Origin of the sequence: Haloplanus sp. GCM10025708 (assembly GCF_042663985.1) — an archaeon.
Lineage (GTDB): Archaea > Halobacteriota > Halobacteria > Halobacteriales > Haloferacaceae > Salinirarus > Salinirarus marinus.
Genome location: NZ_JBHSZA010000011.1, coordinates 1,680,541 through 1,706,944, shown reverse-complemented (window position 1 = coordinate 1,706,944; position 26,404 = coordinate 1,680,541). Strand labels below are relative to the sequence as shown.

Annotated in this window: 20 protein-coding genes, 1 tRNA gene and 9 pseudogenes; 15 read left to right on the top strand and 15 right to left on the bottom strand. The window is 66.9% G+C overall.

Features of this window, described 5'->3' with window-relative positions:
- Positions 1-20: 20 nt before the first annotated feature.
- Positions 21-317 (top strand): hypothetical protein, encoded by a 297-nt coding sequence (locus tag ACFQJD_RS12580; protein ID WP_379798648.1) that lies wholly within the window; start codon positions 21-23, stop codon positions 315-317.
- On the opposite strand, the gene ACFQJD_RS12575 is transcribed toward ACFQJD_RS12580, so the two are convergent.
- Entirely contained in the window at positions 296-2,575 is a 2,280-nt protein-coding gene (locus ACFQJD_RS12575) for a helix-hairpin-helix domain-containing protein (RefSeq protein WP_379798645.1), read from the bottom strand. The two genes, ACFQJD_RS12580 and ACFQJD_RS12575, sit on opposite strands and share 22 nt — an antisense overlap.
- Positions 2,576-2,799: 224 nt before the next feature.
- Here ACFQJD_RS12575 and ACFQJD_RS12570 point away from each other — a divergent pair, with 224 nt between their 5' ends.
- From ACFQJD_RS12570 to ACFQJD_RS12555, 4 genes and pseudogenes are all read left to right on the top strand, one after another.
- On the top strand, positions 2,800-3,138 hold the full coding sequence (locus ACFQJD_RS12570; RefSeq protein WP_379798643.1) for a hypothetical protein: 339 nt from the start codon (positions 2,800-2,802) through the stop codon (positions 3,136-3,138).
- Positions 3,135-4,057: pseudogene (locus tag ACFQJD_RS12565) on the top strand (alpha/beta hydrolase). Before ACFQJD_RS12570 ends, ACFQJD_RS12565 begins: the two are co-directional and overlap by 4 nt.
- A gap of 43 nt (positions 4,058-4,100) precedes the next feature.
- A complete protein-coding gene (locus ACFQJD_RS12560; protein WP_379798641.1) occupies positions 4,101-4,607 on the top strand; it encodes a hypothetical protein in 507 nt (168 codons plus the stop codon).
- 46 nt (positions 4,608-4,653) lie between these two features.
- Positions 4,654-5,878 (top strand): annotated as a pseudogene (locus ACFQJD_RS12555) (TIGR00300 family protein).
- A gap of 7 nt (positions 5,879-5,885) precedes the next feature.
- On the opposite strand, the gene ACFQJD_RS12550 reads toward ACFQJD_RS12555, so the two are convergent.
- Complete coding sequence (locus ACFQJD_RS12550) at positions 5,886-6,284, bottom strand: universal stress protein (protein ID WP_379798640.1); 399 nt, start codon at positions 6,282-6,284, stop codon at positions 5,886-5,888.
- Positions 6,285-6,358: 74 nt separating this feature from the next.
- On the opposite strand from ACFQJD_RS12550, the pseudogene ACFQJD_RS12545 reads away from it, so the two are divergent.
- Positions 6,359-7,366 (top strand): annotated as a pseudogene (locus tag ACFQJD_RS12545) (PGF-CTERM sorting domain-containing protein).
- On the top strand, positions 7,363-7,692 hold the full coding sequence (locus ACFQJD_RS12540) for a hypothetical protein (RefSeq protein WP_379798638.1): 330 nt from the start codon (positions 7,363-7,365) through the stop codon (positions 7,690-7,692). The pseudogene ACFQJD_RS12545 and the gene ACFQJD_RS12540 overlap by 4 nt, the downstream one beginning before the upstream one ends.
- Here the strand turns inward: ACFQJD_RS12540 and ACFQJD_RS12535 are convergent.
- On the bottom strand, positions 7,645-8,370 hold the full coding sequence (locus tag ACFQJD_RS12535) for a ZIP family metal transporter (protein WP_379800510.1): 726 nt from the start codon (positions 8,368-8,370) through the stop codon (positions 7,645-7,647). The genes ACFQJD_RS12540 and ACFQJD_RS12535 overlap by 48 nt on opposite strands.
- Between ACFQJD_RS12535 and ACFQJD_RS12530 the strand changes: the two genes are divergently transcribed.
- The gene (locus ACFQJD_RS12530; RefSeq protein WP_379800508.1) at positions 8,258-8,551 is read left to right on the top strand and encodes a DUF2275 domain-containing protein; all 294 of its coding nucleotides are present in this window, start codon (positions 8,258-8,260) and stop codon (positions 8,549-8,551) included. The genes ACFQJD_RS12535 and ACFQJD_RS12530 overlap by 113 nt on opposite strands.
- Here ACFQJD_RS12530 and ACFQJD_RS12525 read toward each other — a convergent pair.
- From ACFQJD_RS12525 to ACFQJD_RS12510, 4 genes and pseudogenes are all read right to left on the bottom strand, one after another.
- Complete coding sequence (locus ACFQJD_RS12525; protein WP_379798636.1) at positions 8,524-8,640, bottom strand: HVO_2523 family zinc finger protein; 117 nt, start codon at positions 8,638-8,640, stop codon at positions 8,524-8,526. The genes ACFQJD_RS12530 and ACFQJD_RS12525 overlap by 28 nt on opposite strands.
- Positions 8,641-9,362: 722 nt before the next feature.
- A pseudogene (locus ACFQJD_RS12520) lies at positions 9,363-12,222 on the bottom strand (LAGLIDADG family homing endonuclease); the annotation flags it as partial.
- A gap of 27 nt (positions 12,223-12,249) precedes the next feature.
- Positions 12,250-12,588 (bottom strand): annotated as a pseudogene (locus ACFQJD_RS12515) (hypothetical protein); the annotation flags it as partial.
- Positions 12,589-13,076: 488 nt separating this feature from the next.
- A pseudogene (locus ACFQJD_RS12510) lies at positions 13,077-14,093 on the bottom strand (ribonucleotide reductase N-terminal alpha domain-containing protein); the annotation flags it as partial.
- 514 nt (positions 14,094-14,607) lie between these two features.
- Here ACFQJD_RS12510 and ACFQJD_RS12505 point away from each other — a divergent pair.
- The gene (locus tag ACFQJD_RS12505) at positions 14,608-14,820 is read left to right on the top strand and encodes a hypothetical protein (protein ID WP_379798634.1); all 213 of its coding nucleotides are present in this window, start codon (positions 14,608-14,610) and stop codon (positions 14,818-14,820) included.
- Here ACFQJD_RS12505 and trpG read toward each other — a convergent pair.
- The 4 genes and pseudogenes from trpG to trpD form a co-directional block, all read right to left on the bottom strand.
- On the bottom strand, positions 14,771-15,427 hold the full coding sequence (gene trpG, locus ACFQJD_RS12500; protein WP_379798632.1) for an anthranilate synthase component II: 657 nt from the start codon (positions 15,425-15,427) through the stop codon (positions 14,771-14,773). The two genes, ACFQJD_RS12505 and trpG, sit on opposite strands and share 50 nt — an antisense overlap.
- A complete protein-coding gene (gene trpE, locus ACFQJD_RS12495; RefSeq protein WP_379798630.1) occupies positions 15,424-17,058 on the bottom strand; it encodes an anthranilate synthase component I in 1,635 nt (544 codons plus the stop codon). Before trpE ends, trpG begins: the two co-directional genes overlap by 4 nt.
- Positions 17,055-17,696 (bottom strand): annotated as a pseudogene (locus ACFQJD_RS12490) (phosphoribosylanthranilate isomerase). The gene trpE and the pseudogene ACFQJD_RS12490 overlap by 4 nt, the downstream one beginning before the upstream one ends.
- Positions 17,696-18,688, bottom strand: a complete 993-nt coding sequence (trpD, locus tag ACFQJD_RS12485) for an anthranilate phosphoribosyltransferase (protein ID WP_379798628.1) — start codon at positions 18,686-18,688, stop codon at positions 17,696-17,698. The pseudogene ACFQJD_RS12490 and the gene trpD overlap by 1 nt, the downstream one beginning before the upstream one ends.
- A gap of 207 nt (positions 18,689-18,895) precedes the next feature.
- Between trpD and ACFQJD_RS12480 the strand changes: the two genes are divergently transcribed.
- Positions 18,896-18,970 (top strand) — tRNA-Val (locus ACFQJD_RS12480).
- 500 nt (positions 18,971-19,470) lie between these two features.
- Positions 19,471-19,806 carry a hypothetical protein gene (locus ACFQJD_RS12475; RefSeq protein WP_379798626.1) on the top strand — a complete coding sequence of 112 codons (336 nt, stop codon included), beginning with the start codon at positions 19,471-19,473 and terminating at the stop codon, positions 19,804-19,806.
- A 45-nt stretch (positions 19,807-19,851) separates the two neighbouring features.
- Here ACFQJD_RS12475 and ACFQJD_RS12470 read toward each other — a convergent pair whose 3' ends face one another.
- Together ACFQJD_RS12470 and ACFQJD_RS12465 are read right to left on the bottom strand one after the other, a co-directional pair.
- Positions 19,852-20,022 carry a hypothetical protein gene (locus ACFQJD_RS12470; protein ID WP_379798624.1) on the bottom strand — a complete coding sequence of 57 codons (171 nt, stop codon included), beginning with the start codon at positions 20,020-20,022 and terminating at the stop codon, positions 19,852-19,854.
- A 121-nt stretch (positions 20,023-20,143) separates the two neighbouring features.
- Positions 20,144-21,559, bottom strand: coding sequence for a response regulator (locus ACFQJD_RS12465; RefSeq protein WP_379798622.1), 1,416 nt, complete (start codon positions 21,557-21,559; stop codon positions 20,144-20,146).
- 131 nt (positions 21,560-21,690) lie between these two features.
- Here ACFQJD_RS12465 and hemH point away from each other — a divergent pair, with 131 nt between their 5' ends.
- The 3 genes and pseudogenes from hemH to ACFQJD_RS12450 all read left to right on the top strand — a co-directional run.
- Positions 21,691-22,740 (top strand): ferrochelatase, encoded by a 1,050-nt coding sequence (gene hemH / locus ACFQJD_RS12460; protein ID WP_379798620.1) that lies wholly within the window; start codon positions 21,691-21,693, stop codon positions 22,738-22,740.
- Complete coding sequence (gene hemG, locus ACFQJD_RS12455; RefSeq protein WP_379798618.1) at positions 22,713-23,285, top strand: protoporphyrinogen oxidase; 573 nt, start codon at positions 22,713-22,715, stop codon at positions 23,283-23,285. The genes hemH and hemG overlap by 28 nt, the downstream gene beginning before the upstream one ends.
- Positions 23,286-23,394: 109 nt before the next feature.
- Positions 23,395-23,880 (top strand): annotated as a pseudogene (locus tag ACFQJD_RS12450) (FAD-dependent oxidoreductase); the annotation flags it as partial.
- Positions 23,881-24,006: 126 nt separating this feature from the next.
- Here the strand turns inward: ACFQJD_RS12450 and hemE are convergent.
- Both hemE and ACFQJD_RS12440 read right to left on the bottom strand, forming a co-directional pair.
- Positions 24,007-25,013 (bottom strand): annotated as a pseudogene (gene hemE / locus ACFQJD_RS12445) (uroporphyrinogen decarboxylase).
- Positions 25,014-25,062: 49 nt separating this feature from the next.
- Complete coding sequence (locus tag ACFQJD_RS12440) at positions 25,063-25,656, bottom strand: winged helix-turn-helix transcriptional regulator (RefSeq protein WP_379798616.1); 594 nt, start codon at positions 25,654-25,656, stop codon at positions 25,063-25,065.
- Positions 25,657-25,977: 321 nt separating this feature from the next.
- On the opposite strand from ACFQJD_RS12440, the gene ACFQJD_RS12435 reads away from it, so the two are divergent.
- Positions 25,978-26,403: a type IV pilin gene (locus ACFQJD_RS12435; protein WP_379798614.1), complete on the top strand. Its 426-nt coding sequence runs from the start codon at positions 25,978-25,980 to the stop codon at positions 26,401-26,403.
- Position 26,404 lies beyond the last annotated feature (1 nt).

The window sequence follows — 26,404 nt, the reverse complement described above, 5'->3', positions numbered from 1 at the left end:
TCGCCGATCCAGGCGCGCACATGGCGAACCTCAGCGAAGTCGCGGTCGTCATCGCGAAACGCGGACCCGACGAGTGGGTACTCCGCCTGGAGGACGACGAGACGCTCCAGTTGCGCATCGACGAGGTAGACCGGGAGGCCCTCGAGACCCGGGGCTTCTACGCTCACGGGCGCGACGAGGAGGCCGGCCTCGAGTACGAACTCTCGACGGGCCAACAACCCGGCGGCCCGGTCACGCTGTATCGCCGCGCGTTCGGCGAGGAGGAGTGGGAAGAGGTGGGCGAGGTTGTCGACGCTCACGACGCGTCTTCGGGGTGACGGCTACCTGTCGACGATGCTGATGCCGCGACTGGTGTGTGACCAGACGTCGATGGCGTCGAACCGCCAGTTCGACCCCGGGCCGGCACCGCCGCCGGGAGTGAACGCTCGGCTGTTGGCCCGCAGGGCGACGCGGTAGGCCCCTCGGGGGACGACGCCGGCACTTCGAAGACGACGGTTCGGGAGTGGCTGTCGTCGCTCGTCGACTGGTGCCAGTAGGTGTACTCGTTGGCCCTCGCCGTTCCGGCGGGGCGCGCCGGGTCGACTCGCGTCGGATCGTCCTCGCACCCGTACATCGCGAGGCTGACGTCGCGGAAATGAGACGCCGACGCAGTGAACGAGACGGCGATACGGACGGGCGTGTCGGCCGCCCGGCGGATGACGGGACAGGCGCTGGAGATGTCGGTCCAGTTGCTCCGTGGCGTCGAGGCCGGTCCCCACCGGATGCTCGATATCGACGTCGCGGGGCGACTGTTGTCGACGACGAGGGAGACGGGCCCTGTCTCGTCGAGGACGTTCCGGTCGTCGTCGCCGAGCTGCAGGGAGACGGCGTACTCGCCGTCGGGGTAGCGGCGGGTGTTCCAGTTCAGCATCCAGTAGGGGAACAGTAGCGGGTTGTCCGACAGCGCCTCCCCGTAGTAGCTTTCGAGGTACGCCTCGTCGAGGACGGGATACCAGCCCTGGGGATCGGCCGGTTGGACGTGGACGGATTCCCGACCGATGGCGGGCGCGTACCACTCGTTGCCGGTGAACGCCTGCTGGTCGTTCCCCTCGTACTCGTAGACGAGGCGGTAGTGGCTGGCCTCCTCGAAGCGGTGACAGCCGTGCAACTGGAGCGTGCCGGCGTACGGCGTCTCCGCGACGGGTCGGTCGCCGTCGGGCTCTTTCGGCCTGTTGATCCGTCTGGCGTAGCCCGACGACCGGTCGTGGTGTGGCGACCGGGCGGGCATCGTCCCCACCGTCTCGATGGAGGGGGTCTCACACTCCAGATTCTCCGGCGTCAGCCCGTGGCACGTCGGCGTCGAGATGGCGTCGCCCGACGCTTCGAGGACGACGTCGTCGGGCGTCTCGTCCCAGCGCACCTCGAAGTAGCCCTCCGAGTAGATGGTCTCCTCGGTGCCGTCGCCGTCGACGTCCTGTGTCACGCGGAAGGTGATGTCGGGCACGTCGACGAGCGTCGTCCACTCGGGGACGACCACGTCGCGGCATCGAAGGACGGGACCGACGAACCGGTCGAAGTCGACGGCCTCCAGCACGTCGGGATCGACGGGGAGGCGGCCGTTGAGCGCTTCGACGCGCTTTTCGGGCGACGGCTCGGGGAGGTCGTCCGGGAGCGGCGGGCGGATCGGTTCGGGGAACGCCGGTCGGTCGAGGAACGCGCGCAGCGCGCGTCTGGACTCGCCGAAGGTCGCCTGACCCTCCGAGCGGTCGAGACGCAGGGCCGTCTCGCGGCCGACGAGTTCGCTCACCCGGTCGAACGCGCCGGGGGAGTCGAGTCGGAGGGGGCCCGGATCCGGGCCGGGCCGTGGCGGCCGCACCGGGTCGGGCAGGACGCGCGGGTCTTCGAGGACGTCCCGGAGGCGCGGCACGACGAGTTCGGGCAGGCAGACGCGCTCGCGGCGGTGGCTCACGACCCGGTCGATGTCCCACCGGGGGACGGAGACGCAGAACTTCCCGCACTCGTCGGTGGTCACCGTCGCGATCTCCTCACGCTGCGGGCCGAACGGGAAGAGCCAGCCGTAGATCGTATCCTCGGGGAAGTAGCCGAGAAACGAGGCGTCGGTGTCCTCGACGTGAACCGTCGCGTGGGGGACCGGATGCCACTTCTCCGACTCCGGGTCGTCCTCGCCGGCCTCCGGGTTGCGCTTGACGACGCGCCCGCAGATTCGCCGGGAAAAGAGGAGTTCGGGGTCCAGCAGCTCTTCGAGGCGGCCGCGCACGTCGCCCGCCGCCCGCCCGATCAGATCCGCGGAGTCGGTTCGCGTCAGTTTCGACAGGTGCTCGGCCTGTCGCTCCGTCACCGACCACTCGCTCGCCGTGACGTCCGGTCGCTTGCCGGTCCGCTCTGTGGCTTCCGACGTCGCCTCGCCGACCTGCGATTTGATGCGCTCGGCCAGCGCATCCCCGATCCCGTCGGCGCGCATCAACTCCTCGACGCTGGCCCGTCGGAGGTCGTCGACGGTGCGAAACCCCTTCTCTCTGAGGCGTTTCGCCTTCGTGTCGCCGATGCCGTCGAGATCTTCGATGCGTTCTATCACGTCGTCGCTCCACCGCCGCCGAGTCGGCGACGATCGCTGTCGATGTCTGTCGAATACATTTTCTGTCACGCTCGGTGTGGCCGGACAATTCGGCGACTGCGGCTATCGATCGCCGCCCCGGATTGGTTAGATATCTATTGTATAGTTAATTAAGTTATTGGCTAGCTAACCATATCTGGCCGTCCGAGACAAGGGTTTACTCCGTGGCGTCTGTAGCTACTTCCATGACCGAGGACAGCGCCGACCGACTGGAGGAGGAACTCCGCGGACACAACGTCGACGTCCAGTCGCTGGATCCGGGCGACCCCCTCGAACTGACGTATCTGACCGCCTTCCCCGCGACCGAAGTCAACCACACCGAGATGGGACAGGCGCTCACGGCGCTCGTCGAACTCGCAGAGGCGGGCGAGTGGGAGCCGAGCCGCGTCGAAGCGACGGTCCTCCGGACCGACGACGACGTGCAGGCGACGTGGCACGCCGAAGCCGAGTGGTTCCGCGAACTCGTGACCTACGGCATCTCGGAAACCGAGTTCTCGACGCGGGTGCTGGAGACGGTAGAATGAGCGCCTGGCGGTCGCGCGCGCCGACGTCCGTTGCGGACCGCCCCTCGCGGTTCGACTTCTCGAAGGTGGACGCCGACTTCGAGAGCGACGGCCGGCGGTGTGCGGGGTGGCTCTACCGTCCGTCGGGCGTCTCGACCCCGCGCGTCGTGGTGATGGCTCCCGGCTTCGCGGCCGAACGGACGTTCGGCCTCCCGGCGATCGCGGAGCGCCTCGCGGAAGCGGGATACGCCGCGTTCCTCTTCGATTACCGCCACTTCGGCGACAGCGAGGGGACGCCGCGGCAACTCGTCTCCGTCGACCGACAGCAGCCGACTGGCGGGCCGCCCTCGCCCACGTCCGCCGACTCGACGGCGTCGACGGCCGGCGTCCCGTCCTCTGGGGCGCGTCGCTCGCCGGGGGCCACGTCCTCCGGCTCGCCGCCGAGGAACGACCGGCCGCCGTCGTCGCCGTCACGCCCATGGTCGACGGCCACGCTCTCGCCCGAACCCGGTCGCTGCGGACCCTCCTCCGGGGCGGCGTCGCCGCCGTTCGCGACCGACTCGGGGGCCTCGTCGGCCGTCCGTACACCGTGCCCGTGGCGGGCGATCCGGGCGAATTCGCCGCCCTCGTCGGTCCGGGAGTCGAATCCGCCGTTCTCGCTATGGTCCCCGACGAGTCGGACTGGCGAAACGAGGTTCCGGCCCGGTCGCTGCTCTCGGTCCTCCGGTACCGGCCGGTTCGTCACCTCGACGATGTCTCGTGTCCGACGCTGGTCCTCGCGGCCGGCGACGACGAGGTGGTGCCGCCGCCGTCCGTCGAACGCGCCGCGGACGCCCTCCCGGAGGCGACGTACGTGCGCCTGCCGGTCGGCCACTTCGGCGTCTACGAGGGGCGGGCGGCCCTCGACTACCAGCGCGCCTTCCTCGACGCAACGCTTTGAAACTTGACGAACGTTTATCGCCCCGGCCGGTCTATCGTGACCGATGACTCACACGAACCGAGCGCTCGTCGTCGTCGTCGCCGCGTTCTTGGTCACCGCGTCGGCCCCCGTCGGGGCGCAGGCGCAGTCCCAACCGCCGTGGGCCGACCAGTTGCGAGCCGACATGAACTCGATGGTCGACCGGTACAACGCGAACGCGTCGTCGCTCGACCTCGGGTTGGGCGACGCGATACTCGAAGACGAACGCGTCACCGTCAGAGTCGTCGACGACCAGGGACGCGTCGCGTACTACAACTTCGACACGAACGCCCGCAAGGAGATTACGGGTGAGGTGCAGTCGGGCCAACACGACGAGGCGACGCTGCTCATCGAGACCGACAAGGCGACGATGGACGAGGTTTCGTCGGCGAGCGACCCCGTGGCCGCGCTGAAGCGGAACATCGACGAGAACGACGTGACGTTCGAGGGGAAGACGCCGACCAACTGGGCGCTGGCGACCGGCTTTTCGGTGGCCAAAACCCTCTCGGACACCCTCTCGAAGTTCCTGTGAACTCGGACCCACAACTCTCATAGCGCTCTCTACCGTTTTCCCCGCCATGACAGCGACGCGAACCGTCGAACTCGAAGGGCACATCATCGACTCCGGGATGATGCAGCGCTGTTTCGGCATCGTCATGGACATGGGCGGAGCCTTCGAAGTCGAGGAGTTCACCGTCGGCCGGCACAAAGACGAGGAGTCGTACGCGCGGATGCGGGTGATCGCGGACGACGAGGAGGACCTGCGGTCGATCCTCCACGAACTCCACCAGAACGGGGCGAACCTCTCGAACCCCGTGGACGCGACGCTCAATCCCGCGCCCGCGGACAAGGTGGTGCCGCTCGGCTTCTACTCGACGACGAACCACCCGACGCAGGTGCGCTACGAGGGCGAGTGGCTCCAGGTCGAAGACGTCGAGATGGACTGTGCCATCGTCGTCGACCCCGACGAGCGCCACGCCTACACGAAGGTCCTCAACGCCATCCGCGAGGACGATCTGGTGGTGACAGGCGAGGCGGGCATTCGCGTCCAGCCGCCCGAACGCCCGCGCGACGGGTCCGGCCCGTTCGGCTTCATGCAGGGGGCGTCTCCGCCGAACGCCCCTCCGAGTCGCTCATCTCTCAGATCGCGGACGCCCTGGTCGAGACCAAGGAGAACGGCGGGAACGTCCTCGCCGTGGTCGGCCCGGCGCTCATCCACGCGGGCGGGGGCGACGAACTCGCGCGCCTCGTCAGCGAGGGCTACGTCGACGCTATCAGCGCGGGCAACGGCTTCGCCGTCCACGACATCGAACGCGGGCTCTACGGCACGTCGCTCGGGATGGACATCGAGACGCTCGAACACCCCCGAAAAGGCCACAAACACCACATCTACACCATCAGCGAGGTCATCCGCGCCGGCGGCATCGAGGCCGCCGTCGACGACGGACTCATCCAGTCGGGCGTGATGTACGAGTGCGTCGAGAACGACGTTCCCTACGTCCTCGCGGGGTCGATTCGCGACGACGGCCCCCTGCCCGACACCATCACCGACACCGTGGCAGCACAGAACGCCATCCGCGAACAGGCCCACGACGCCGACATGGTGTTGATGCTGGCGACGCTGCTCCACTCGGTGGCCGTCGGTAACTGCCTCCCCTCGACGACGCGCGTCGTCTGCGTGGACATCAACCCCGCGACGGTGACGCAACTGCTCGATCGGGGAGTTCACAGGCGATCGGGATGGTGACGGACATCGGGACGTTCGTCCCCATGCTCGCGGAGAAAATCCTCGAAGAATCGTAAGCGGCGCTCAGACGGCGACCAACGGCACGACGGCGACCGGTACGTTGGCGTTCAAAAGCAGCTCCTGTGCGGTGCTGCCGAAGACGACTTTGGCCGTCGGACTGCGCTTGCGGACGCCGATGACGAACTCGTCGGCGTCGTGTTCGTCGGCGAACGCGAGCAGGTCGTCCGCGGGGGCGTTGCCGCGGACGATCTGGTGGGTCTCGACGGTCGTTTCCGTCCCGAGGCGGGAGTCGATGGCGTCGAGGGCCTCCTCGCCGTCGCAGACGTCGTCCGAACTGGTGTCGTTGCCGCCGCGGAGGGAGTTGACAGCGTAGACGGTGTCTTCGGCGGTGACGCGATCCTCGAGGTAGTCACAGAGTTCTGCGCTCGCGTGCACGGAATCCGTGCCGACTACGTACTTCACACCGGGACGGCGTCCGCGCGAGACATAAATCCCCTTCCACAAAACCTATACGCTCGCTTCGAATTGTCAGTCCCATGAAGCGCGAGTCGGCACTGGCGGTCGGTGCTGCTGGCGTGACGGTGCTCGCCCTGATGGTCGCCGTGTTGGTCCCCGGTGCCGTCGCGGACCCGACAGAGCGCGACCCGGTCCGTCCCGGACCGGTCGACATCTCCGAAGTCGCCATCTCCCCCGGTGACGTCTCGGGGGAGCGTCGTCCTGACGGTCGAGACGCGCCTGTCACACCGCGGCAATCCGGCCAGAAACGTCTCGGTTCGCGTCCGCGCGGTGGACGCGGAGTCGGGGCTGGTCGAGACGACGGAAACCGTCGCCGTCGGCGATCTCACCGAGGAGCGGGAGGTCCCGGTCACGGCGAACCTCTCCGTGGCCCGCGAGGGCGGCTACCGCATCGAGACGGTGGTCTATCGCGACGGCGAGCGAGTCGCGTCGGGTAGCAAGACGATCCGGGGGCTGGAGGCGCTGAAACCCCCTACGCCCGGAGTTCGGTCCGATTCTCCGACTCCGAGGCGCTGCCGCCGGTCTCGTTCTCGGTCGAACGGGCGGGCGAAGACCGGACGACGCTCGCCCTCGCGGCGACGCTGACCAACGAGGGCGGCGACGTCACCGACGACCTGCGGGTGACGTTCGTCCTCCGGCAGGCCGATTCGAACATCGTCGCCAACCGGACGGCGGCACAGGTCGGCAGCATCCAACCCGGACGGACGGCGACGGCCGAAGCGAGGGTGACGGTGCCGGCGGGCTACAACTACTACGTCGACGCCGTCCTCTGGAAGGGCGACGTCGTCGTCGACACGGCCCGCACGGCGGCCAATCTCGACCCCACGGAACGCATCAGCGTCAACGAGACGGAACGGGAAGTCGAACTACAGGTGAGCGATTTCGAACGCGGCGACGGTGCCGACGGCCGGCCCGTTCCGACGGAGATGGGCGGCGTGAGCGGCGGCGGCGCGCCCGGCTTCGGCGTCGGCGTCGCCCTCGTCGCCGTCCTCGCGGCAGCACTCATCGCACGGCGGTGGTCCTCATGAGCGACGCAGAACAGACGGGAGACGACGACGCATCGAACGCCAACGACGCGACGGATTCGGGATCCGGCGTCCGCAGATACGCCAACTACGGTCTCCTCGCCGTACTGGGGTTACTGGCCTTCATCGCCCTCATTCAGTTCTACCTCAGCACTTCCCGCGTCATCAGCACGTGGGTCACGCCGGAGTACCGGCCGCTCTTCCAGGCGCTGTTCAACCTCATCGTCCTGCTGCTGGCTGGGCTGGGAATCTCCTATCAGATCCGGCGGCTGTACGGTGGCTCAGACGACGACGAACCACGCGAGAAAGACGGCGACGCTGCCGAGTAGCGTACTGGCGACGGCGTGCGTCCGGAGGCGATCCAGCACTGCGTGAGCGTCGCCGGACACCGACAGCAGGCCGTGAATCTCGCTTCCGATCTCACACCGCGGGAGAAAGTCCATGGCGACGTGGAGGAACATCCCCGACGCGAAGCCAAAGACGACGCCGCGAAGCGGCCCCGACGCGGGCAACTGGACGAGGCTGGTGAGGACGGCGGCGATGCCGAGACCCGCCGCCGGCAAGAGCAACAGCATCGGATTGCGGTCCTCGCTCGCGAGTCTGCTCGCGGCGGCGTAGCCCGCCGGTCCCTTGTGCGAGGCGATGGCCAGTCCGAGGACGGGGCCGAGATTCGGCATGTTGCCGTAGACGATGCCGATGACGGCCCCGGCCGAGAGGGAGTGGGCGGTGAGTTCGGCCACCGTCCGCGGAATCGGGAGTTCGAGGTGCGAGAGGCGGTGTTCGGCGGTGTGCGAGGCGAACCCCACGAGGAGGCCGATCGCGATGCCAAAGCCCCCGAACGAGGCGTCGTGGGCGATGGCCTGCGGGACGAGAAACACCGCCGCGCTCGTCACCATCGCGCCGCTCGCGAGGCCGTACCCCCAGACGAGTCGCCACGCGTCGGCGTCCCGACTCCGTGCACCCAGCGGGATGGCCAGCGCCATCGCCCCGAACGCCGCCCACGCGATGCCGAGCAACTTCCACGCGCCCGCCGCGGCTGCCACCGCCGAAAGCGCGAGCAATCCGGCGAACGCGCCGGCGCTGATTCGCGATATCTCCGCCATGTTAACAACAACTAGACGTGGATTAATAATGAATCCGGTTTTCTACGGGAGAACGGCTCACCAGAACGTGTCGCTGCAGTCGTAGACGACGCCGTGTTGCGGGCAGACGTACTTGCAGTGTCGCCGGTGCATAGACTCTCCACAGCGGGGACAGGGTCGGCCGGCGGAGTCCATATCCGAACGTCGGCGCTTTCGCGTATGACTGTTTCGCCGAGGGCGGCGGTCAGTCGAAAAACGCGGTCGCCGACGTCAGCACTCCGACCAGCCACAGGACTCGCAGGTCTTGCAGCCTTCGGAGTAGTAGAGACTCATCGATCCGCACTCGGGACACTCGGGGCTCTCGCCCGCCGCGAGGAGGTCGTTGGTCGCGTCGGATTCGACGTCGGGACCGTCGCCGGTCTCGGTCGGGTCGACGGCGGTTCCGCCGTCGGATTCGGTCGTCTCGGCGCGCTCTTCGAGTTCGGTGAGGTTCTGCTGTTTCGGATACGGTTTGTCGATCTCGCCGTCGAGGTAGCGCCGCATCGCCGTCCCGATGGCATCGGGGATGGAGTTGATCTGCTCTCCTTTGTCCCACGCCACCTTCGGGCTCCGGATGCCCTGGAGTTCGGAGGCGATCTCCGCGGGATCGACGCCCGAACGGAGCGCCGTCGAGATGGTCTTCGCGAGCGCTTCGGTGAACGAGGCGGTGAAGCCGCCCGAGTTGCCGATGTTGGCGAACAGCTCGAAGGGGTGGCCCGCCTCGTCCTCGTTGATGTTGACGTAGAGTTTCCCGTAGCCGGTGTCGATGCGCTGGGTGACGCCGTGGAGGACGTCCGGGCGCGGGCGCTTCTTGCCCAGTTCGCGTTCGCCGTCGGCCGCCGACAGGAGGCCCTCGACCTGGGTGTCGAGAGCCGCCTGGACCTCCTCGTTGTCGAGGAAGCCGTCGAGGCCGCCGAAGACGTCCTGAATCTGCTCGACGAGGGCCGCCGCCGCCTCGCTCTCGTCGGCGAACTCGGCGTTGTGCGCCCGCGTCGTCAACACCTGCTTCGAGCGCGTCCCGTCGCGGTAGACGGTGACACCCTTGCCGCCGTGGTCGTAGATGTAGCGATACACCTCGTCCATGTCTTCGACCGTGGCGTCGTTCGGGAAGTTACAGGTCTTCGAGATGGCGGAGTCGACCCCCTCCTGACAGGCACACTGGACGGCGGCGTGTTGCTTCCCGGAGAGGTCCGAGGTGACGACGAACAGTTCCGAGATGCTGTCGGGCACCGTCGAGAGCGACGAGACGCCGTCGAAGGCGTTGTTCGACATCTGCTCCTGTGCCTCGCGTTTGACCTCCTCGACGCCGATGTCGTTGGCCTCTAACACGCGGAGGAAGTAGTCGTCGAACTCCACCAGCATCTCGTCGCCCTGTACGTCGTCGGAGACGTTCTTGTAGTAGGCGACGTTGTAGATGGGCTCACACCCGCCGGTGGTGTTGCCGACCATCGACGTCGTGCCCGTCGGTGCGATGGTGGTCGTGTTGTGGTTGCGGACGGGGAAGCCGTCCGCCCACTCGTCGGCGTCGAGCCCCGTGTGGTGTTCGAACCACTCGCGGTACTCGGTGGGGTTCGCGTATTTCGAGTCGTCCCACTCGGCAAACTCGCCTCGTTCCTGGGCGAGTTCGTGGGAGGCCCACTTCGACTCGTGGTTGATGTGGGTCATGAGCGAACTGGCGACCTCGTTGCCGACGTCGCTCCCGTAGCGGATGCCCAACTGGACGTACAACTGGGCGAGCCCCATGACGCCGAGGCCGATTTTCCGCATCTCGCGGACTTTCTTCTCGATCTCGTCGACCGGGAAGTCCGACATCGTGACGACGTTCTCGAGGAACCGGGTGCCGTACTCGATGCGGTAGTCGAACTCGTCCCAGTCGATGGCCTCCGCGAGGAAGGCGTCGACGGCGTCCTCCGTGGAGTCGTACTCGTCGGCGTGGCGGGCAGACCAGACGCGCCAGTCCGGCGCGTCGCCGGCCGCGAGCGTCGAGAGGTTGATGTGTCCGAGGTTGCAGGCCTCGTACTCCTCGAGCGGCTGTTCGCCGCAGTTGTGGACGACGAGGCCGTTCGCGACGAACGAACTCGTGTCGGGTTCGGTCAGGTCGTAGACGGTTTCGTGACTGTCGTACTCGACCGATTCGACGGTCGCTTCGAATCGTTCGCTGTACGGCCCGCGGTCGTAGGCGTCGAGACGGCCGTCGAGCGCCTCGTTTTTGTAATCCAGCAGGAACCCGATTTCGTCGCGGAAGCGTTCGAGGTTGTCCTTGACGACGACGAGTTCGTGCTGTGCCTCCGTCTCGTACTCCTTCGTGTTACCCCGACCGTCGGGGAGTTCGCTCGTTCCGGCATCTTCGCGGTTTTCGTACACCTTGCTGGCGATGCCGAAGTTCAGGAGGAGGCGCTGCACGTCGCCCAGCAGGTCGGTATCGGAACTCCAGAGCCGAACCGAGACGCCTTTTTCGGCGCTTCCCTGAACGCTCCCGTCGGCAGTGAACAACGCCTGCAGGAAGCCACGCGCCATCTCCTCGCTCCCGCGCATGACCGCGTCGGGGACGCTGAGTTTGTCCTCGACGAGACCCGCTTTCTCGGCGTACTCGTAGAGACGTGCCGAACGAATCCGCTGTTCGACCGCCTGTACGCCGCGGTAGTCGCCGCTCCGGCTGATTTCACTGACGCCGATTTCGTAGTTCGCGTTGCCGGCCGGTTCACGGACCACGTCGTTGACGTCGTCGGCGAACTGCCCGGAGATTGCGGCGTCGTCGTCGTAGAAGTTGAGGACTGCGCGCTCCTCGCCGTCCTTGAGGTGACCGTCGCCGACGAGCCAGCCGAGGACGCGGCCCTCCGCTGTGCTCCCGTGCTGGCCGAACGTACCCTTCCGGTTCTGGATGTGAACCGTATCGCCCGCGTCGAGGTCGCTCGCTTCGACCCAGCCGTCGTCGGTCATGACGCGGTGGTCCGCGGTGAGGCGGAGTTCGTAGCCTTCCTCGGTCGTGAGCTTGTAGACGTCTTTCTCGCCGGTCTGGTAGACGCTGCTCGCCTCCTTGACCCGGTCTTCGCTCAGACGCCCGTCGACGACGACATCCGTCGCGGTTCCCTGTTCGTACAGTTTTTCGGCCGGAACGAGGCCGCTTTCGGTGCTGATGAGTGTGTCGCCCGTCACACACGGGTTGGTCGCCAGAATCCGGTGGTCCGGATGTTCATCGACGTCGAACGAGTGCTGTTTGTTCACCCGTTCGAGGTAGATGACGCCCGGTTCGCCGTTCTCGTGAGCGCCTTCGACGATGTCCTCCCAGACGACCTCCGCGGGCATCGAGAGTTCCTCGCCGACCTCGACGTAGTCGCCGAGGCCGAACATCTCGTAGAGTTCCTTCGTCTCGGGCGTCGCGACGTGGGCCTCGCCGGTACGGGGGTTCGTGAACGTGAACTCCTCGCCCTCGTAGAGCGCCTCCATGAAGTCGTCGGTGACGCCGACGGAGATGTTGAAATTCGAGAGGTGGCCCTCCACGGCGTTTCGCAGGTGTTTGGGGACGCGCCCCTCGTCGTCGATGAGTTCGCGGGCCTCCTCCAGTGCGTCCTTGAACGACGTGTGCGTGTAGTCGTCGGGGTCGTTGAGTTTCAGCGTGTGCGCCAGCGAGACGTCCTTGTTCTTGGCGTGGATGAACTGGATGACGTCGGGGTGGCTGACGCGCATGACGCCCATCTGCGCCCCACGGCGCGCCCCGCCCTGGGCGATCGTCTCGCAGTTGTGGACGACGACGTCCTCCGCGACGTACGTGTGGGTTCCGTCGACTTCGGCGTTGTACACCGGTCCCTCGTAGTGGACGGTGTCGACGGAGTCGACGGCGACGATGTCGCGACCGTGGACTTGCTTCGTCCGGTCGGTCGCCCGGAAGTCGTCGGGAACGTCGTCGAAGAGACGTTCGAGGGGCGTTCCGAGAGCCGTACTGACGCTCGCGCTGACCCAGTGGGTCGGTTTCCGGTCGGTTGGCGTTCGACTGTGTCTGGAGAACTGCACACCACACCGGAGCCCGGCCTGGAAGACGAAGTCGACGACCTCCTCACAGGTCAACTGGAGTTTCACGCGCTGGCTCTCGCCGCGGGTCTCCATCGTCCCGTCGCCATCGAACAGCGATTCAAGCACCCGCGCCTGCGTTTCGGGCGGCGCGTTCCAGAGGACGTCCGGGACGCGCTTTTCCGATGCGCCGGTTCCGAACAGTCCATCGACGAGCTGGGCGAAACTCGAACTCTCGGCGTGGACATGGAGCGTGTTCCTCTCCTCGACCGTCTCGACTCGACTCGACACGTCGAACGCGTCGAGCGCGTTCTGGATTTCCTCGGCCTCGTCGCGTTCGTCGGCGTGGAGGGTGAACGTGACCTCGTTCGGTATCCCGCGGCGGTAGACGACACAGCCCTCGGCGAGATACCAGCCAGCGACTGTCGCGAAGTCGCTGACCGGGACCTCGGTTCGTATTTTCGCGGGCCGCGGGCCCTTGTCTGTGCCGTAGAACTCCCGATTCACGGCCGCTCCGCCGTCGGTGAACACCAGTGGGCCCGAGGCGAATTCGGAGAGGTCGACCGTTCCGTCAGCGTGAGTCCGTTGTCGTCCGTCGCATGACCGAGGACGAGGTGGTCGCCCTCTCGAAGATCGCTGGCGTCGACCCATTCGAACCCGTCGTCGCGCGCGACTTTGAACGGATGTTCGCCCGTCGCGCGAATCGGCTCGTTGAGCCGCTCTGGCACGATTTCGACGACGTCTTCGTCGACGTGTCGCTCCATCGTCTCGACGACCTGTTGCCGGTCACCGTTCTCGTCGACGACGACGTCACCCGCCCCGAGCGTCTCGATAGCACGTTGTCCGCTCGGAGTGAGTACGTTCGTCCCCGGCGGGAAGCACATCTGGTCGTACGTGCGCATGAAGGTGATGGGCCCAGAGGCGATGCCGCCGGTGGAGCCGACGGCGTCGCCGTAGGGGCGGAGTCGCCAGAAGGCGTAGCCCATGCCGCCGCCGGACTGGAACACCTGGGCCGCTTCCTTGGCCGTCTGGTGGATGTCGTCGATGTCGTCCTCGGGCGAGTCGACGAAACACGCCGAGAGCTGCTGGAGTTCGTCGCCGGCGTTCATCAGCGTCGGCGAGTTCGGCATAAAGGAGAGCCGCTCCATCATCTCCTGGAACTCGTCGCGCGTCTCCTCGACGACGTCGCGAACCTCGCCGGGGAGTTCCGGGACGACGGTCTCGTAAGAGAACTTGTTGACGTTGTACTGCGAGAGCGTCGTCTCGGCGTCCGCGTCGGCAGTGACTCCCTTCCCGAACACCTCTTCGGCGAGTTCGTCGCGGCGCGGGTGGTCCGGTTTCAACTGCGCGGGCGTCACGGAGATCTCGACGCCCCGGCGCTCGGCCTCGTACACCGCCTCCGTGAGGGCGACGTTCCGTGCGACGCGGGCGAAGAGGTCCTCCTGTGTTTCGATCAGTTCCCCGTCGGCGTCCTTGCGGAGGTAGCGCGCCGGGAGGATGTTGTGGTAGGCGTTGTCGGTGAGGCGTTCCGCCAGCGTCTCTCCCTTCGTCCGCTTGATGGGCAGCTCCAGCTCGTCGGCGTCGAGGTCGTGACTGCTCACGCGTCGGCCCCCGAGCGTGTGTCGTCGCGGTCATTCGCACTGTACCCCCGTCTGGACGGCCCGACGTCGGACCGCCACCCGTGGCGTGGCTTGCGTAGTTCTGCTCATTTATGACGGTAACTCGTGTGGAATCTCGGCTGGTAAAGGCGTTGGTTTGTGTTTCGAAGCCGCCGAACCTATCCGATTTCTGTCTATTTTCCGGTTCCGACCGCGGGTCTCCCCACGTGTACGGTCTGGACATGCGGCCGGTGAATACATAATGGTAGTCAGACCGGAGCGGAAGTGAAATTTCGAACGATAGATCGGGGGACAGGAGTGGGAAATGCAGTGGAACGAATGGGGGTTCGTGAGCGAAATCCCGCGCGCTCGTCACCGATTGAACGCCACGCGCGTCCCCACCGTAAGCAGCGATTACTCCCCCGACCGCTCGTTTTCTACTCCGAATGATGATACGAAATCTCCGAGCGGGCAATTCGCCCACAGACTTATCCGCTTGCTGTGAGTTCCTCCGGACATGAGTGCGCTCTCCGTCGCCGGCGTCGTCCTGCAGATGGGTGGACTCCTCGCCGGGCCGCTCGGTCGGTTGTTCTCGATCGTCGTCGTCGTCGGACTGGTCGTGCTGGTGGGACGCGTCGTCCTCCGGATCGCGTGGCGGTTGGTCACCATCGCGGCGACCGTCATCGGCCTCCTGCTGTTGATGATGTTCTTCCTGCCGCGGCTGCTCTGACGCCGACGCAGTGGACGAGGAAGTTGCGGACGACGTCGTGGCCTACCGCCGTCAGCACCGACTCGGGATGGAACTGGACGCACTCGATGGGGTAGTTCTGATGGCGGACGCCCATCGCGAGTTCGTGCTCCTCGCCGTCGGCGGGGTGGACCGTCGTCGCCGACACGTCGAAGCAGTCCGGAATTTCCGTCGCGGCGAGCGAGTGGTAGCGTCCGGCGCGAAAGCCCTGATCGAGCCCCGTGAAGACGCCCTCGCCGTCGTGGTCGATGGGGAACGCCTTCCCGTGGATCGGTTCCGGCGCGTGACCGACGGTCCCGCCGTAGGCGTAGACGGCCGCCTCCAGGCCGAGACAGACGCCGAGCGTCGGCACCTCCGTGCTGACCTCCCGGAGGACGTCCATCGTCACGCCCACGTCGCGGTCGTTCGCGGGGTGGCCGGGACCGGGGCTGATGACGACGGCGTCGGGGTCGACGGCGCGCACCTCCGACAGCGAGGCGGTGTTTTTCACCACCTCGATCGCGATCTCCTCGTCCAGACGTTGGTCGGAGAAGTACTCGACGAGGTTGTACGTAAAGGAGTCGAAGTTATCGATCACCAGTAGCTTCATCGGGACACCTCCGACGGCGTCCGCTCGATCCGTTCGACGGCGGCGAGGACGCCGTCCATCTTCTGTTCGGTCTCCTCGTACTCGGCGGCCGGGTCGCTGTCGGCGACGATGCCCGCGCCGGCCTGGACAGTGATGCGGTCGGGCGCGCCCTCGCCGTCCCCGTGTTCCACCGTCGCCGTCCGGATGACGATGGCGAAGTCGGCGTCGCCGCCCCACGAGTAGTAGCCGACGCCGCCGCCGTAGACGCCGCGCGCCTCGCGTTCCAGCGCGTCGATTAGCTCCATCGCCCGCACTTTCGGCGCGCCCGTCAGCGTCCCCGCGGGGAACGTCGCCCGCGTCGCGTCGAACGCGTCGAAGGGCGGAGCCCTTCGGCCCGTCGAGGTTTCCCCGGCGTCTGCGTCGCCTGCGAGCGTCCCCGTCACCGTCGACTCGATGTGCTGGACGTGCGAGTATTTCAGGACGTTCATGAACTCCTCGACGCGGACGCTCCCGGGTTCGGCGACCCGGCGCACGTCGTTGCGTGCGAGGTCGACGAGCATCGTGTGTTCGGCCCGTTCCTTTCCGTCCGCGAGCATCTCGCCCGCGAGGCGGCGGTCCTCGACGGGGCTGGTCCCGCGCGGGCACGTCCCCGCGATCGGGTTCGAGACGATGCGTTCGCCCTGCACCGAAACGAGCGTCTCCGGGCTCGCGCCCACGATGGACCGGTCGTCGTGGCGGAGGAGATACATGTACGGCGAGGGATTGACCTCCCGAAGCGCCTCGTACAGTCCGAGCGCGTCGACATCGCCTTCCAGTTCGCGCTTGCGCGAGACGACGCCCTGGTAGATGTCGCCGTCGAGGACGTGTTCTTTGGCCGTCCGGACCGCGTCCTCGTACTCCTCGCGGGGGCCGGTCGTCTCGCCCGTCCGGACGAAGCCGTCCGTCTCGGGGCCGTCGGCCGCCGCCAGCGTCTCCGCCACGGCGGTCGCCTCAGCGCGGAGGCTCTCGTGGACGGCCGCCGGGTCGTCGTCGGAGGTGACGACCGGCGTGAAGACGAGCGAGACGCTCCCGTCGGCGTGGTCGAACGAGAGCGTCCGCGTCGTCAGGACGAACTCGGCGTCGGGGACGACGGGGTCCGGGCGGTCGACGCCGACTTCCGAGAGCCAGAGGTCGTAGACGGCGTCGTAGGCCAGGAAGCCGACGAGGCCGCCGTCGAGCTGTTGGCGGTCGGCGTCCGGGAAGCCGACGCGTTCGAGCGCGGGGAGCGCGGCCCGGAGCGAGTCGAGTACGTCGCCGGTGTCGTCGACGCCGACGAACTCCGCGGCGGGGCCGCCGAGCGACGTCACCTCGGTCCCGTCGGGGTACACCGAGACGACCGCCTCGGGGTCGTAGCCGACGAAGGAGAAGCGGGCGTGGCGGTCCGTCGTCGCCCCGTCGGGCGCGAACGCGCCCTCGGGGTCGCTGGAGGGCGTCTTCTCGGCGCTCTCTAACAGGAAGCCGTAGTCGCTCCGGTCGTCGAGAGCGGCGTACGCCGCCAGCGGCGTCGTCTCCACGTCGAGGTGGGCGACGACGCGCGCGACGACCGGCCCGTCGTGATCGCTCACGAGGTCGCAAAACGCCGCTCGCGACCGGTCGAACGTCGGGGCGGTCACGCCGTCACCTCCCGGTGGCGGACGTTGCGGACGAACGCCGCGACCGCCTCGGGGTCCTTGCGGCCGCCCGTCGACTCGACGCCGCTCGCGACGTCCACCGCGTAGGGAGCGACCGTCTCGACGGCGTCGGCGACGTTCGCCGGCGTGAGCCCCCGCCAGGACGACGGGCGTCGACAGGCCGGTAACGAGGTCGCGGGTGGCCGCCCAGCCGTGCGTCTCGCCGGTCCCGCCCGCGCCGTCGGCGCTCGTCGAGTCGACGACGACGGCGTCGGCGACGTCGTCGTACGCGTGGGCGCGGTCCGGGTCGTCGGCGTCGACGACGGGCGTCACTTTCGCTCCCGATTCGGCGCGGACGAACCGGAGTTCGTCGGCGTCGAAGTCGGCGTGGAGCTGGACGACGTCCGGGCGGACGACGTCCGCGAGTTCGACCGCGTGTTCGGGCGAGTCGGGCATGAGGACGAGCACCGTCGTCAGGAACGGCGTGGCGTCCGCGACGAGTTCGGCGGCGTGGTCGGGGGCCACTTCGCGGGGGTGTCCACGGGGACGTCCGTAATGACGCCGACGGCGTCCGCGCCGGCGTCGGTGACGGCCCGCAGGTCCTCGCGTCGGGTGACGCCACAGACTTTGACGCGCGTCATCACGCGCCCCGCATGTCGTCGAGTTTCGCGGCCGCTGCGCCGGAGTCGATGGCCTCCCGCGCCCGGTCGACGCCCCCGCGAAGGTCGTCCGCGAGGCCGGCGACGTAGATCGCCGCGCCCGCGTTGGCGAGGACGATGTCGCGCTTCGCGCCGCCGACGCTCCTCGACGATGCCGCGGAGGTCCGCTGCGTTCTCCTCGGGGTCCCGCCGGCGACGGCCTCGACCGGAGCTGGTTCGACGCCGAGGTCCTCGGGCGTGAGCGTGTATTCGGTGACGTCGTCGCCGTCGACTTCGGCGACCGTCGTCGCGTCGTGGAGCGCGATCTCGTCCATGCCGGAGCCGTTGACGACGAGCGCTCGGTCCACGGGCATCTGTGCGAGCGAGCGCGCGAGCACGGGCACGAGGTCGGCGTCGTAGACGCCGACGATCTGTGCGTCGGCCCCTGCCGGGTTCGTCAGCGGCCCGAGGACGTTGAAGATCGTCCGCATCCCGAGTTCCTTGCGCGGGCCGATGACGGCCTTCATCGCGGGGTGGAACACCGGCGCGAGCATGAAGCCGATGCCGTCGCGTTCGATGGCCTCCTCGACCGCCGGCGGTTCGGCCTCGACGTCGACGCCCGCGACGTCGAGGACGTCCGCGCTCCCGGACGACGACGAGACCGAGTAGTTCCCGTGTTTGGCGACGGCCGCGCCCGCTCCGGCGGCGACGATGGCGCTGGTCGTCGAGACGTTGATGGTGTTGTAGTCGTCGCCGCCGGTCCCGCAGGTGTCGACGAGGGGGCTTCGGTCGGGGTCGATGGTCCGCGCCGCGTCGCGCATCCCCCGTGCGAAGCCGGCGATCTCCGTCTCCGTCTCGCCTTTCGCCCTGAGCGCCGCCAGTAGCGCCCCGATCTGTACCTCCGTCGCTACTTCGAAGACGGCCCGCGCCGCGTCCCGGGCCGCTTCGAGCGTCAGGTCCTCCCCGTCGGCCACCCGCTCGATGTATCCTTGCATCATCAGTGTACTTCTTCGAGTTACAATGAACATATCCGTACATCATATTAAGCCTGTCGCCCCGAGAGACGGATCTGTCCCGCTCGGGACGCCGGGCGGAGATTCGCCCACATAACGCTCCCGAAATCGCCTCGCAGTTCCGCGTTCCGAAAGGTTCAATTACCGTCCCGGGATACGTAAGAATGCGTTCGAAAGCAGCCCCAGACAGGGTTGGTGGTCTAGTCTGGTTATGACACCTCCTTGACATGGAGGAGGCCGGCAGTTCAAATCTGCCCCAACCCATCTTCTGAAATACCCAAATCACCACCCGTTGGTGGGGCCCTTATTACAGTCGAAGGTGAGCGACGGTGAGTCGCTCGCCTCCGGTACCTGACACTGGGCGAGGGACGTGATTCGACGTACTCGCCCCCGTGAGCGCGACATTCCGGTGGTCACCTTGCGGTGTCGAGTCACCTGGCTACGACGAAACGCATACGGGTACGAATTCAACCTAAATTCATGTGGGCCGAACGTCCATCCCCGTCGACTCGTCCACTAAAGAGCGATTGAAACGCGATGACGAGACGTGAGACGAGTTCTCACAGCGGGTCACGTCTTCCGAGGAGCCGACGCACGGTCTTTACGAACCCTCGAATCTACCTGATCCACTTACTTATAGATCTGACACCGGATTCGACGGCGAGTGACCGCCGAGCCCTGCCCGCGACGCCTCGACGTCGGTGATCGTATCACTATCCAGAGAGGCGTGACGACTATCTCTCCGCGGTGCCAACCTTCCGGGCATGATCCGCCGTCTCGCCAGTCGCTCGTCGGCGCTCGACGTGAGCCTCCTCGGCGTCATCGTCGCCGTCGTCTCGTTTTACTCCGCGAGGCTCTCGCCGACGGACGGGACGTCCCCGAACCTCATCCGGTTTTTCGACACAGCGCCGAGTCGGGAGTATCCGGCGGTACTCCCCCAGGACAAGGCGTTGCTCCTGTTGCTCGACCCGGGGACTGGGCCCACGACCGCGGCGTCGACGGGGCCGGCGACGGGCGGGGTCTGGCCGCTGTTGTTCCTGGTCGGTCTGCTCATGGTCGTCGCCGGGCCGATTCTCGCCTGGCTGCGTCGCGGCGCGTGAGGCGGTCGATCCGAGCGGTGGCCGGCGCGAACGAGGACGCCCCCGTCACGCGCCGGGATGGTAGATCAGGCCGACGGCCATGAACGCGCCCGCGAGCAACGACCCGCCGCTGGCGGCGAACGCGAGCGGCGCGCTCGAGGCGACGCCGTAGCCGAGTCCCGAGAGGAGCGCGAAGCCCATCGCCGCCAACAGGTAGTCGAATCGCGTCCATCTCATGCTTTCTAATTACATGTAATTACCACGCCCGAATACCTTTCGGCTCCGGGTGGCCACTCCCAGCGGGGTAGCGCGTAGCGAGCGGACGCACCCCCGCGGACCACGGTCGGCCCCCGCGCGACTACTCCCGGAATTCGAATCGCGCACCGCCGGCGTCGCTCTCGGTGACCGACACCTCCCACGCGTGGGCCTCGGCGATCTCCTTGACGATGCTCAGTCCGAACCCCGTTCCGTCGTCGCCGGTCGTGTAGCCGATGTCGAACACCCGCGCCCGGTCGGTCTCGGGGACGCCGTCCCCGTCGTCTTCGACGTAGAATCCGCCGTTCGTCGTCCCGACGGTCACCGTCGCAGTCGGGCCGGCGTGGTCGCCGACGTTCTTGAGGAGGTTCTCGAACATCTCCTGTAGTCGCTGCTCGTCGCCTTCGACGGTCGGCAACTCGTCGGCGACCATCACGTTCAGGTCGTAGTTCACCGTCCGTTCCGCGTTCGCGACGACTTCGCCGAGGTCGACCGACTCCGCTTCGCTCACGATCCGGCCTTTCCGGGCGAACAGCATCAGCCGATCGAGGAGGTGTTCGATCCGGTCGAGAGCGTCTTTCGCCACCTCGAAATGTTCCGGATCGTCCCGCTCTCGCCCGATGTCCAGTCGCGCCTTCGCGGTGTTCAGCGGCGTCCGCAGGTCGTGGTTCAGGATCGACATGACCCGTTCCAGACGGCGGTTCTTGCGTTCTATCCGCCGTTCGTACTCCCGCCGGTCGGTCATGTCCCGGGTGACCTTCGAGAAGCCGAGGAGGTTCCCCTCTCGGTCGTGTGTCGCCGTGATTGTCACGTTCGCCCAGAACTTCGAGCCGTCTTTGCGGACCCGCCAGCCTTCGTCCTGTATCGATCCCGACTCCCGCGCCCTCGCGAGGAGGTAGTCGACCCGGTCTTCGGACTCTTCCGGATAGAACAGGGAGAGATGCTCGCCGAGGACTTCCGCTTCGGTGTAGCCTTTGACGCGTTTCGCGCCCTCGTTCCACGTCACGATGTGGCCCGTCTCGTCCAGCAGGAAGATGGCGTACTCCTTGACCTCCTCGACGAGGCGCTGGAACCGCTCTTTCTCCGCGCGCAGTTCCCGCTGGGACTCGACCCGGCCGATGGCGTTCTCGATGCGGTTCGACAGCAGCGCGAACTGTTCGTCGTCCCCCTTCCGGAGGTAGTCGGTGACGCCCGCGGAGATGGCCTCGCTGGCGATCTCTTCGTTACCGTGTCGGGTAAAGAGGATGAACGGGAGGTCCGGATCGACCGACCGGACCGCTTCGAGCAGTTCGAGACCGTTCATCCCGGGCATCTTGTAGTCGCTGACGATGCAGTCGACGTCTCCGCGTTCGACGGCCGAGAGCGCTTCGTTCGGATCGGTGACGGCAGTCACGTCGACGTCGTTCGCGTCCTCGACGTAGTGTTTTACCGTCTCGACGAACTGGGCGTCGTCGTCGACGAGAAGGACGTCCCTCGACGTCACCGCTCCGTCCGTCTCTCGATTCGCGTGTTCTCTCATTCCCAGGGGTCTTCACTCGAAATTTGTCTGGAATCAGTTAACTCTGGTTGATTCGCACACGCCAGCCCCCGTCGCCGCCGTTCGGGCGGAAAAACAACAGGTATAGGGAACTGCTGTCCCTGGGTTTCGATATGGACGCAGGCATCGTCCTCCTCAATTTCGGCGAACCGGCGGAGCCGTCGCGGGAGGCGGTCGTCGACTACCTCACGCGCATCTTCTTCAACAACGCCGCCCTCGAAGGGGCGACCACCGAGGAGGAGGCCATGGAGCGTTCGCGCGAACTCGCGGAACGCCGCGTGGCGGGGCTCGTCGAGGAGTACGAGGCCATCGGCGGGTCGCCGCTGAACGCCCAGGCGGCGGCCCAAGCCGACGGTCTGGCGGACGAGCTACGGGACCGCGGGCACGACGTCGCCACCTACACGGGGATGCAGTTCACCGAGCCGTTCGTCGAGGACGCGGTGGCCGCGGCCCGGGCGGACGGCGTCGACTACCTCGTCGGCCTACCGGTCTACCCCCTCTGTGGTCCCTCGACGACGGTCGCGGCCCTCGAAGAACTCGGCGACGCCGTCGACGACGCCGACTGGGACGTCGAGTACGACGAACTCACGGGCTGGCACCGCCATCCCCTCTACAACCGACTCCGCGCGGACGCCATCGCCGACTTCGCCGCCGAGAACGGCGTCGATCTGCACGATCCGGACACGGCACTCGTCTTTTCGGCCCACGGGACGCCCAAGCACTATCTGAACGAGGGGAGTCGCTACGACCGCTACGTGAACGAGTTCTGTTCGACTCTCGCCTCGCTTCTCGGCGTCGACGACTACGTCGTCGGCTATCAGAACCACGAGAACCGCGACATTCCGTGGACCGAACCCGAAGTCGAGGACGCCGTCGAAAATCTCGACGCCGAACGCGTCGTCGTCGATCCCGTGAGCTTCATGCACGAACAGAGCGAGACGCTGTCCGAACTCGACGTCGAACTCCGCGAGGAAGCAGAAGAAGTCGGCCTCGACTTCTACCGCGTTCCCATCCCCCACGACGACGACCGGTTCGTGTCGGTGCTGGCCGACCTCGTCGAACCGTTCGTCGCCGGCTTCGACCCCGAATACTACCAGTTCCGGCAGTGCCGGTGCAAGGAGACGCCGGGAACGATGTGTCTGAACGCGCCCCGACCGGAATGACCGTCGGCGTCGTCGGCGCGGGCATCACGGGCCTCTCGCTCACCCACTATCTCCGGCAGGCGGGCGTCGAGAGCCACACGTTCGAGTCCGCGTCCCGACCCGGCGGCGTCATCCGGACCGTCCACGAGGACGGGCGGGTCCTCGAACTGGGTCCCCAGCGGACGCGCCACACGTCGCTCGTCGCCGACCTCGTCGACGACGTGGGCCTCCGCGACGAACTCGTCGTCGCCGACAAGGACCTGCCGCTGTTCGTCTACGCCGACGGCCGGCTGCGGCGCGCTCCGCTCTCGATCCGGGAGTTTCTCACGACCGACCTGCTCTCGTGGCGGGGGAAGCTCCGTCTGCTGGCCGAACCGCTGACCGCCGCCGGCGACCCGGAGGAGTCCGCCGCCGAACTGTTCACCCGGAAGTTCGGCGCGGAGGCGTACCACAACCTGATCGCTCCGCTCTACGGCGGCATCTTCGGCTCCGACCCCGCCGAGATGCCCGCGAAGTACGCGCTCACCGGCCTGCTCCGCCTCGAACGGGAGGAGGAAGCCTCCTGAAGGTCTTTCTGAAACACACGATCGCCGGCGGCGATCGCCCGCCCGCCGTCTCGTTCGCCGACGGCATGGCGCAACTCCCCGCGCGCTCTACGAGGCGAACGACGACCGAATCAGCCTCGAGACGCCCGTCGAGACGGTCGGACGCGACGGCGACGGCTACGTCCTCCAAACGCCGGACGACGCCGTCGCCGTCGACGAGGTGGTCCTCACGACGCCCGCCGACGCGACGGCGTCGATGCTCGACGACATCGACCCCGACGCGGGTCGTCGCCTCCGAGAACTCCACTACAACCCGCTCGTCTACGTCCACCTCGAAGCCGACTGCCCGCGGGCGGGCCTCGGCTATCAGGTCCGCCGGGACGAGGAGTTGAAAACGCTCGGCGTCTCGTGGAACTGCAGCGCGTTCGGTCGCGACGGCGTCTACACCTGCTTTCTCGGTGGGATGAACCGTCCCGCCCTCGTCGACGAGGACGAGGCGACGCTGGCGGCCATCGCCCGCGAGGAGTTCGCGGACGTGATGGGCCTCGACGCGCGCGTCCTGCGCGTCACGAAACTCCCCGCGGCTTCCCCGCCTACGACACCACCTGGACCGCGCTGGACGGCCTCGACCTGCCCGACGGCCTCCACCTCGCCACCAACTACACCGCACGCATGGGCGTCCCGAGCCGCATCCGCGAGGCCAAGCAACTGGCCGCGGAGTTCGCGGACGTCGACCGGTGATCTACCGCTCGATCCCTTTGGCCGTCCGAACGAACGCTTCGACGCTCTCGACGGGCGTATCCTTGTCGATTCCGTGGCCGAGGTTCAGGATGTGACCCCGTGGTCCGGCCTTCTCGACGATTTCACGGGTGCGTTCGCGAACGAACGCCGCGTCGCCGTAGAGATGAGCCGGGTCGAGGTTTCCTGTACCGGCCGCTCCCCGAGTTCGTCCCGCGCGTCGCCCATGTCGACGGTCCAGTCGAGGCCGACGACGTCGGCACCGCTCTCGGCGAGGGCGTCGAGGTGGCCGCCCATGTCGCGCGCGAAGACGATGGTCGGCACGTCCACCGCGTCGAGGATGCGCTGATGTCGCGGGAGGACGAACTCCCGATAGTCGGCGGGCGAGAGGACGCCCGCGTAGGTGTCGAACAACTGGACGACGTCCGCGCCCATCTCGACCTGATAGCGGAGGTAGTCCTCGACGACGGCCGAGAACGAATCGAGGAGCGTCCGGAACGCGTCGGGGTGGTGCGCACGGAACCGCCGGAGCTCCATGTGCGACCGCGAGGGCCCGCCGGCGACGACGTACGACGAGAGGGTGAAGGGGCCACCGGCGAAGCCGATGAGGGCGGCCTCGTCGCCGAGAGTGTCACCGAGGCGGTCGAGCAGTTCGCCAACGTAGTCGAGTTCCTCCGCGACCGGGCCGTGCGTCCGGTCCACGTCGTCCGGTCCCGAGACGGGGTTCTCGACGACCGGACCGACGCCGGATTCGACGTGATAGTCGAAGCCGAGCGGTTCGAGGACGGTCAGGATGTCCGAATACATCACGACGCCGTCCGGGCGGAATCGCTCCCACGGCTGGAGGCTGATTCGCTCCGCGATCTCGGGGGTCTTGATGGCTTCGAGGAACGTGTAGTCCGAACGCACCTCCCGATATTCGGGGAGGTAGCGCCCCGCCTGCCGCATCAGCCAGACGGGCGGCCGTTCCGTGTAGTTCCCGCGGGCGGCGTCGAGGAAGAGGTCACGCATAGGCGGGGTTTCGACACCCCGTCAAATATACTGTGCGTTCGGCGACCGCTCACTCCGCGTCCCGTTCGAGTCGCTCGTACTGCTCGCGGTACTGACTCTCACACGTCGGACAGCAGAACGTCTTCAGGTCCCCGCCGACGCGTTCGGTGATGCCGCCGTCGGTCATCGTCTTCCCGCACTCGACGCAGGTCATCGCGAACTCCACGTCGGCCACCTCGGGCGACCAGTCGACGTTCGAGAGCAGTTCGACGTCGTACTCTCGCACCGCCTCCTCGTCGACGACGTCGAACAGCCACGCACGGACGTCGGGGTCGGGTGCGTCGGCCTGGACGACGAGCCGACCGCTCGCCGTCGTGAACACGTGGTCGACGGCCCGGGCGTCGGCCAGTCGCTCTCGGACGGTCCCGACCGCGTCGGGGCGAACCCGTACGTCGACGAGAATCGGATATCCATCGCGGAGTTTCGACCGGTCGACGTCGACGGTGAACTGCCGAATGATCCCCTGTTCTTCGAGCCGCGACACCCGATCCGAGACGGCGGGGGCCGACAGGTCGACGGCGTCCGCGATGTCGCTGTACGGCCGCCGGCCGTCGCTCGTCAGCAACCGGAGAATCTCGCGATCCGTTTCGTCGAGGTTGCGCATAGCGGCGAGTAGCGGGGGATCAGCTAAAACCTGTCCCCGTCACGGCCGAAGCGAGCCCACGATACACTCGGTATTCATACATATGGATGATTTCCAGTGTTGCCCGGATCGGTGTGGGAAAGAGGCGTATCCTGGGGATAGAGGCCTTTTAATGGCTGATTAAGGGATTTCAACGAGTGGTTATATCATATTCCGTACATTGGGACATAACAGCAGATTTATATTTCGCGGGGTAATCTACTCTCGACAGACACGGGGACGCGTACGAGAAGGGGGCGGACAGCACCTCTCGTTCGCTGCGTCCGGCGTGTGCATCCAACCATGAAACTCAAGCAATTCCTCACGGACGACCGCGCAGTTAGCCCGGTGATCGGAGTGATTCTGATGGTCGCGATCACGGTGATTCTCGCGGCCGTCATCGGGACGTTCGTGCTCGGACTCGGACAGCAGGTACAACAGACGACGCCACAGGCGAGCTTCACGTTCGACTACAACTCGACCAACAGCAGCGTGCTCGTCACTCACGAGGGCGGGGCGACGTTCAAAACGGAGAACACGGCGGAGTTGAATGTCTCTGCGAATGGGAGCACCGCTACTTGGGGGCTACCCGTTAGTGCCGGGGACCAGATTCTCGTTGCATCCGGTGGCGACGTCGCCACCGCCGTTTCGTCTGGCGACACCATCCGCGTCATCTGGCAGGGCTCCGGCGATCAGACGTCGACCGTCGGGAAGTACACTGTCCCCTAAC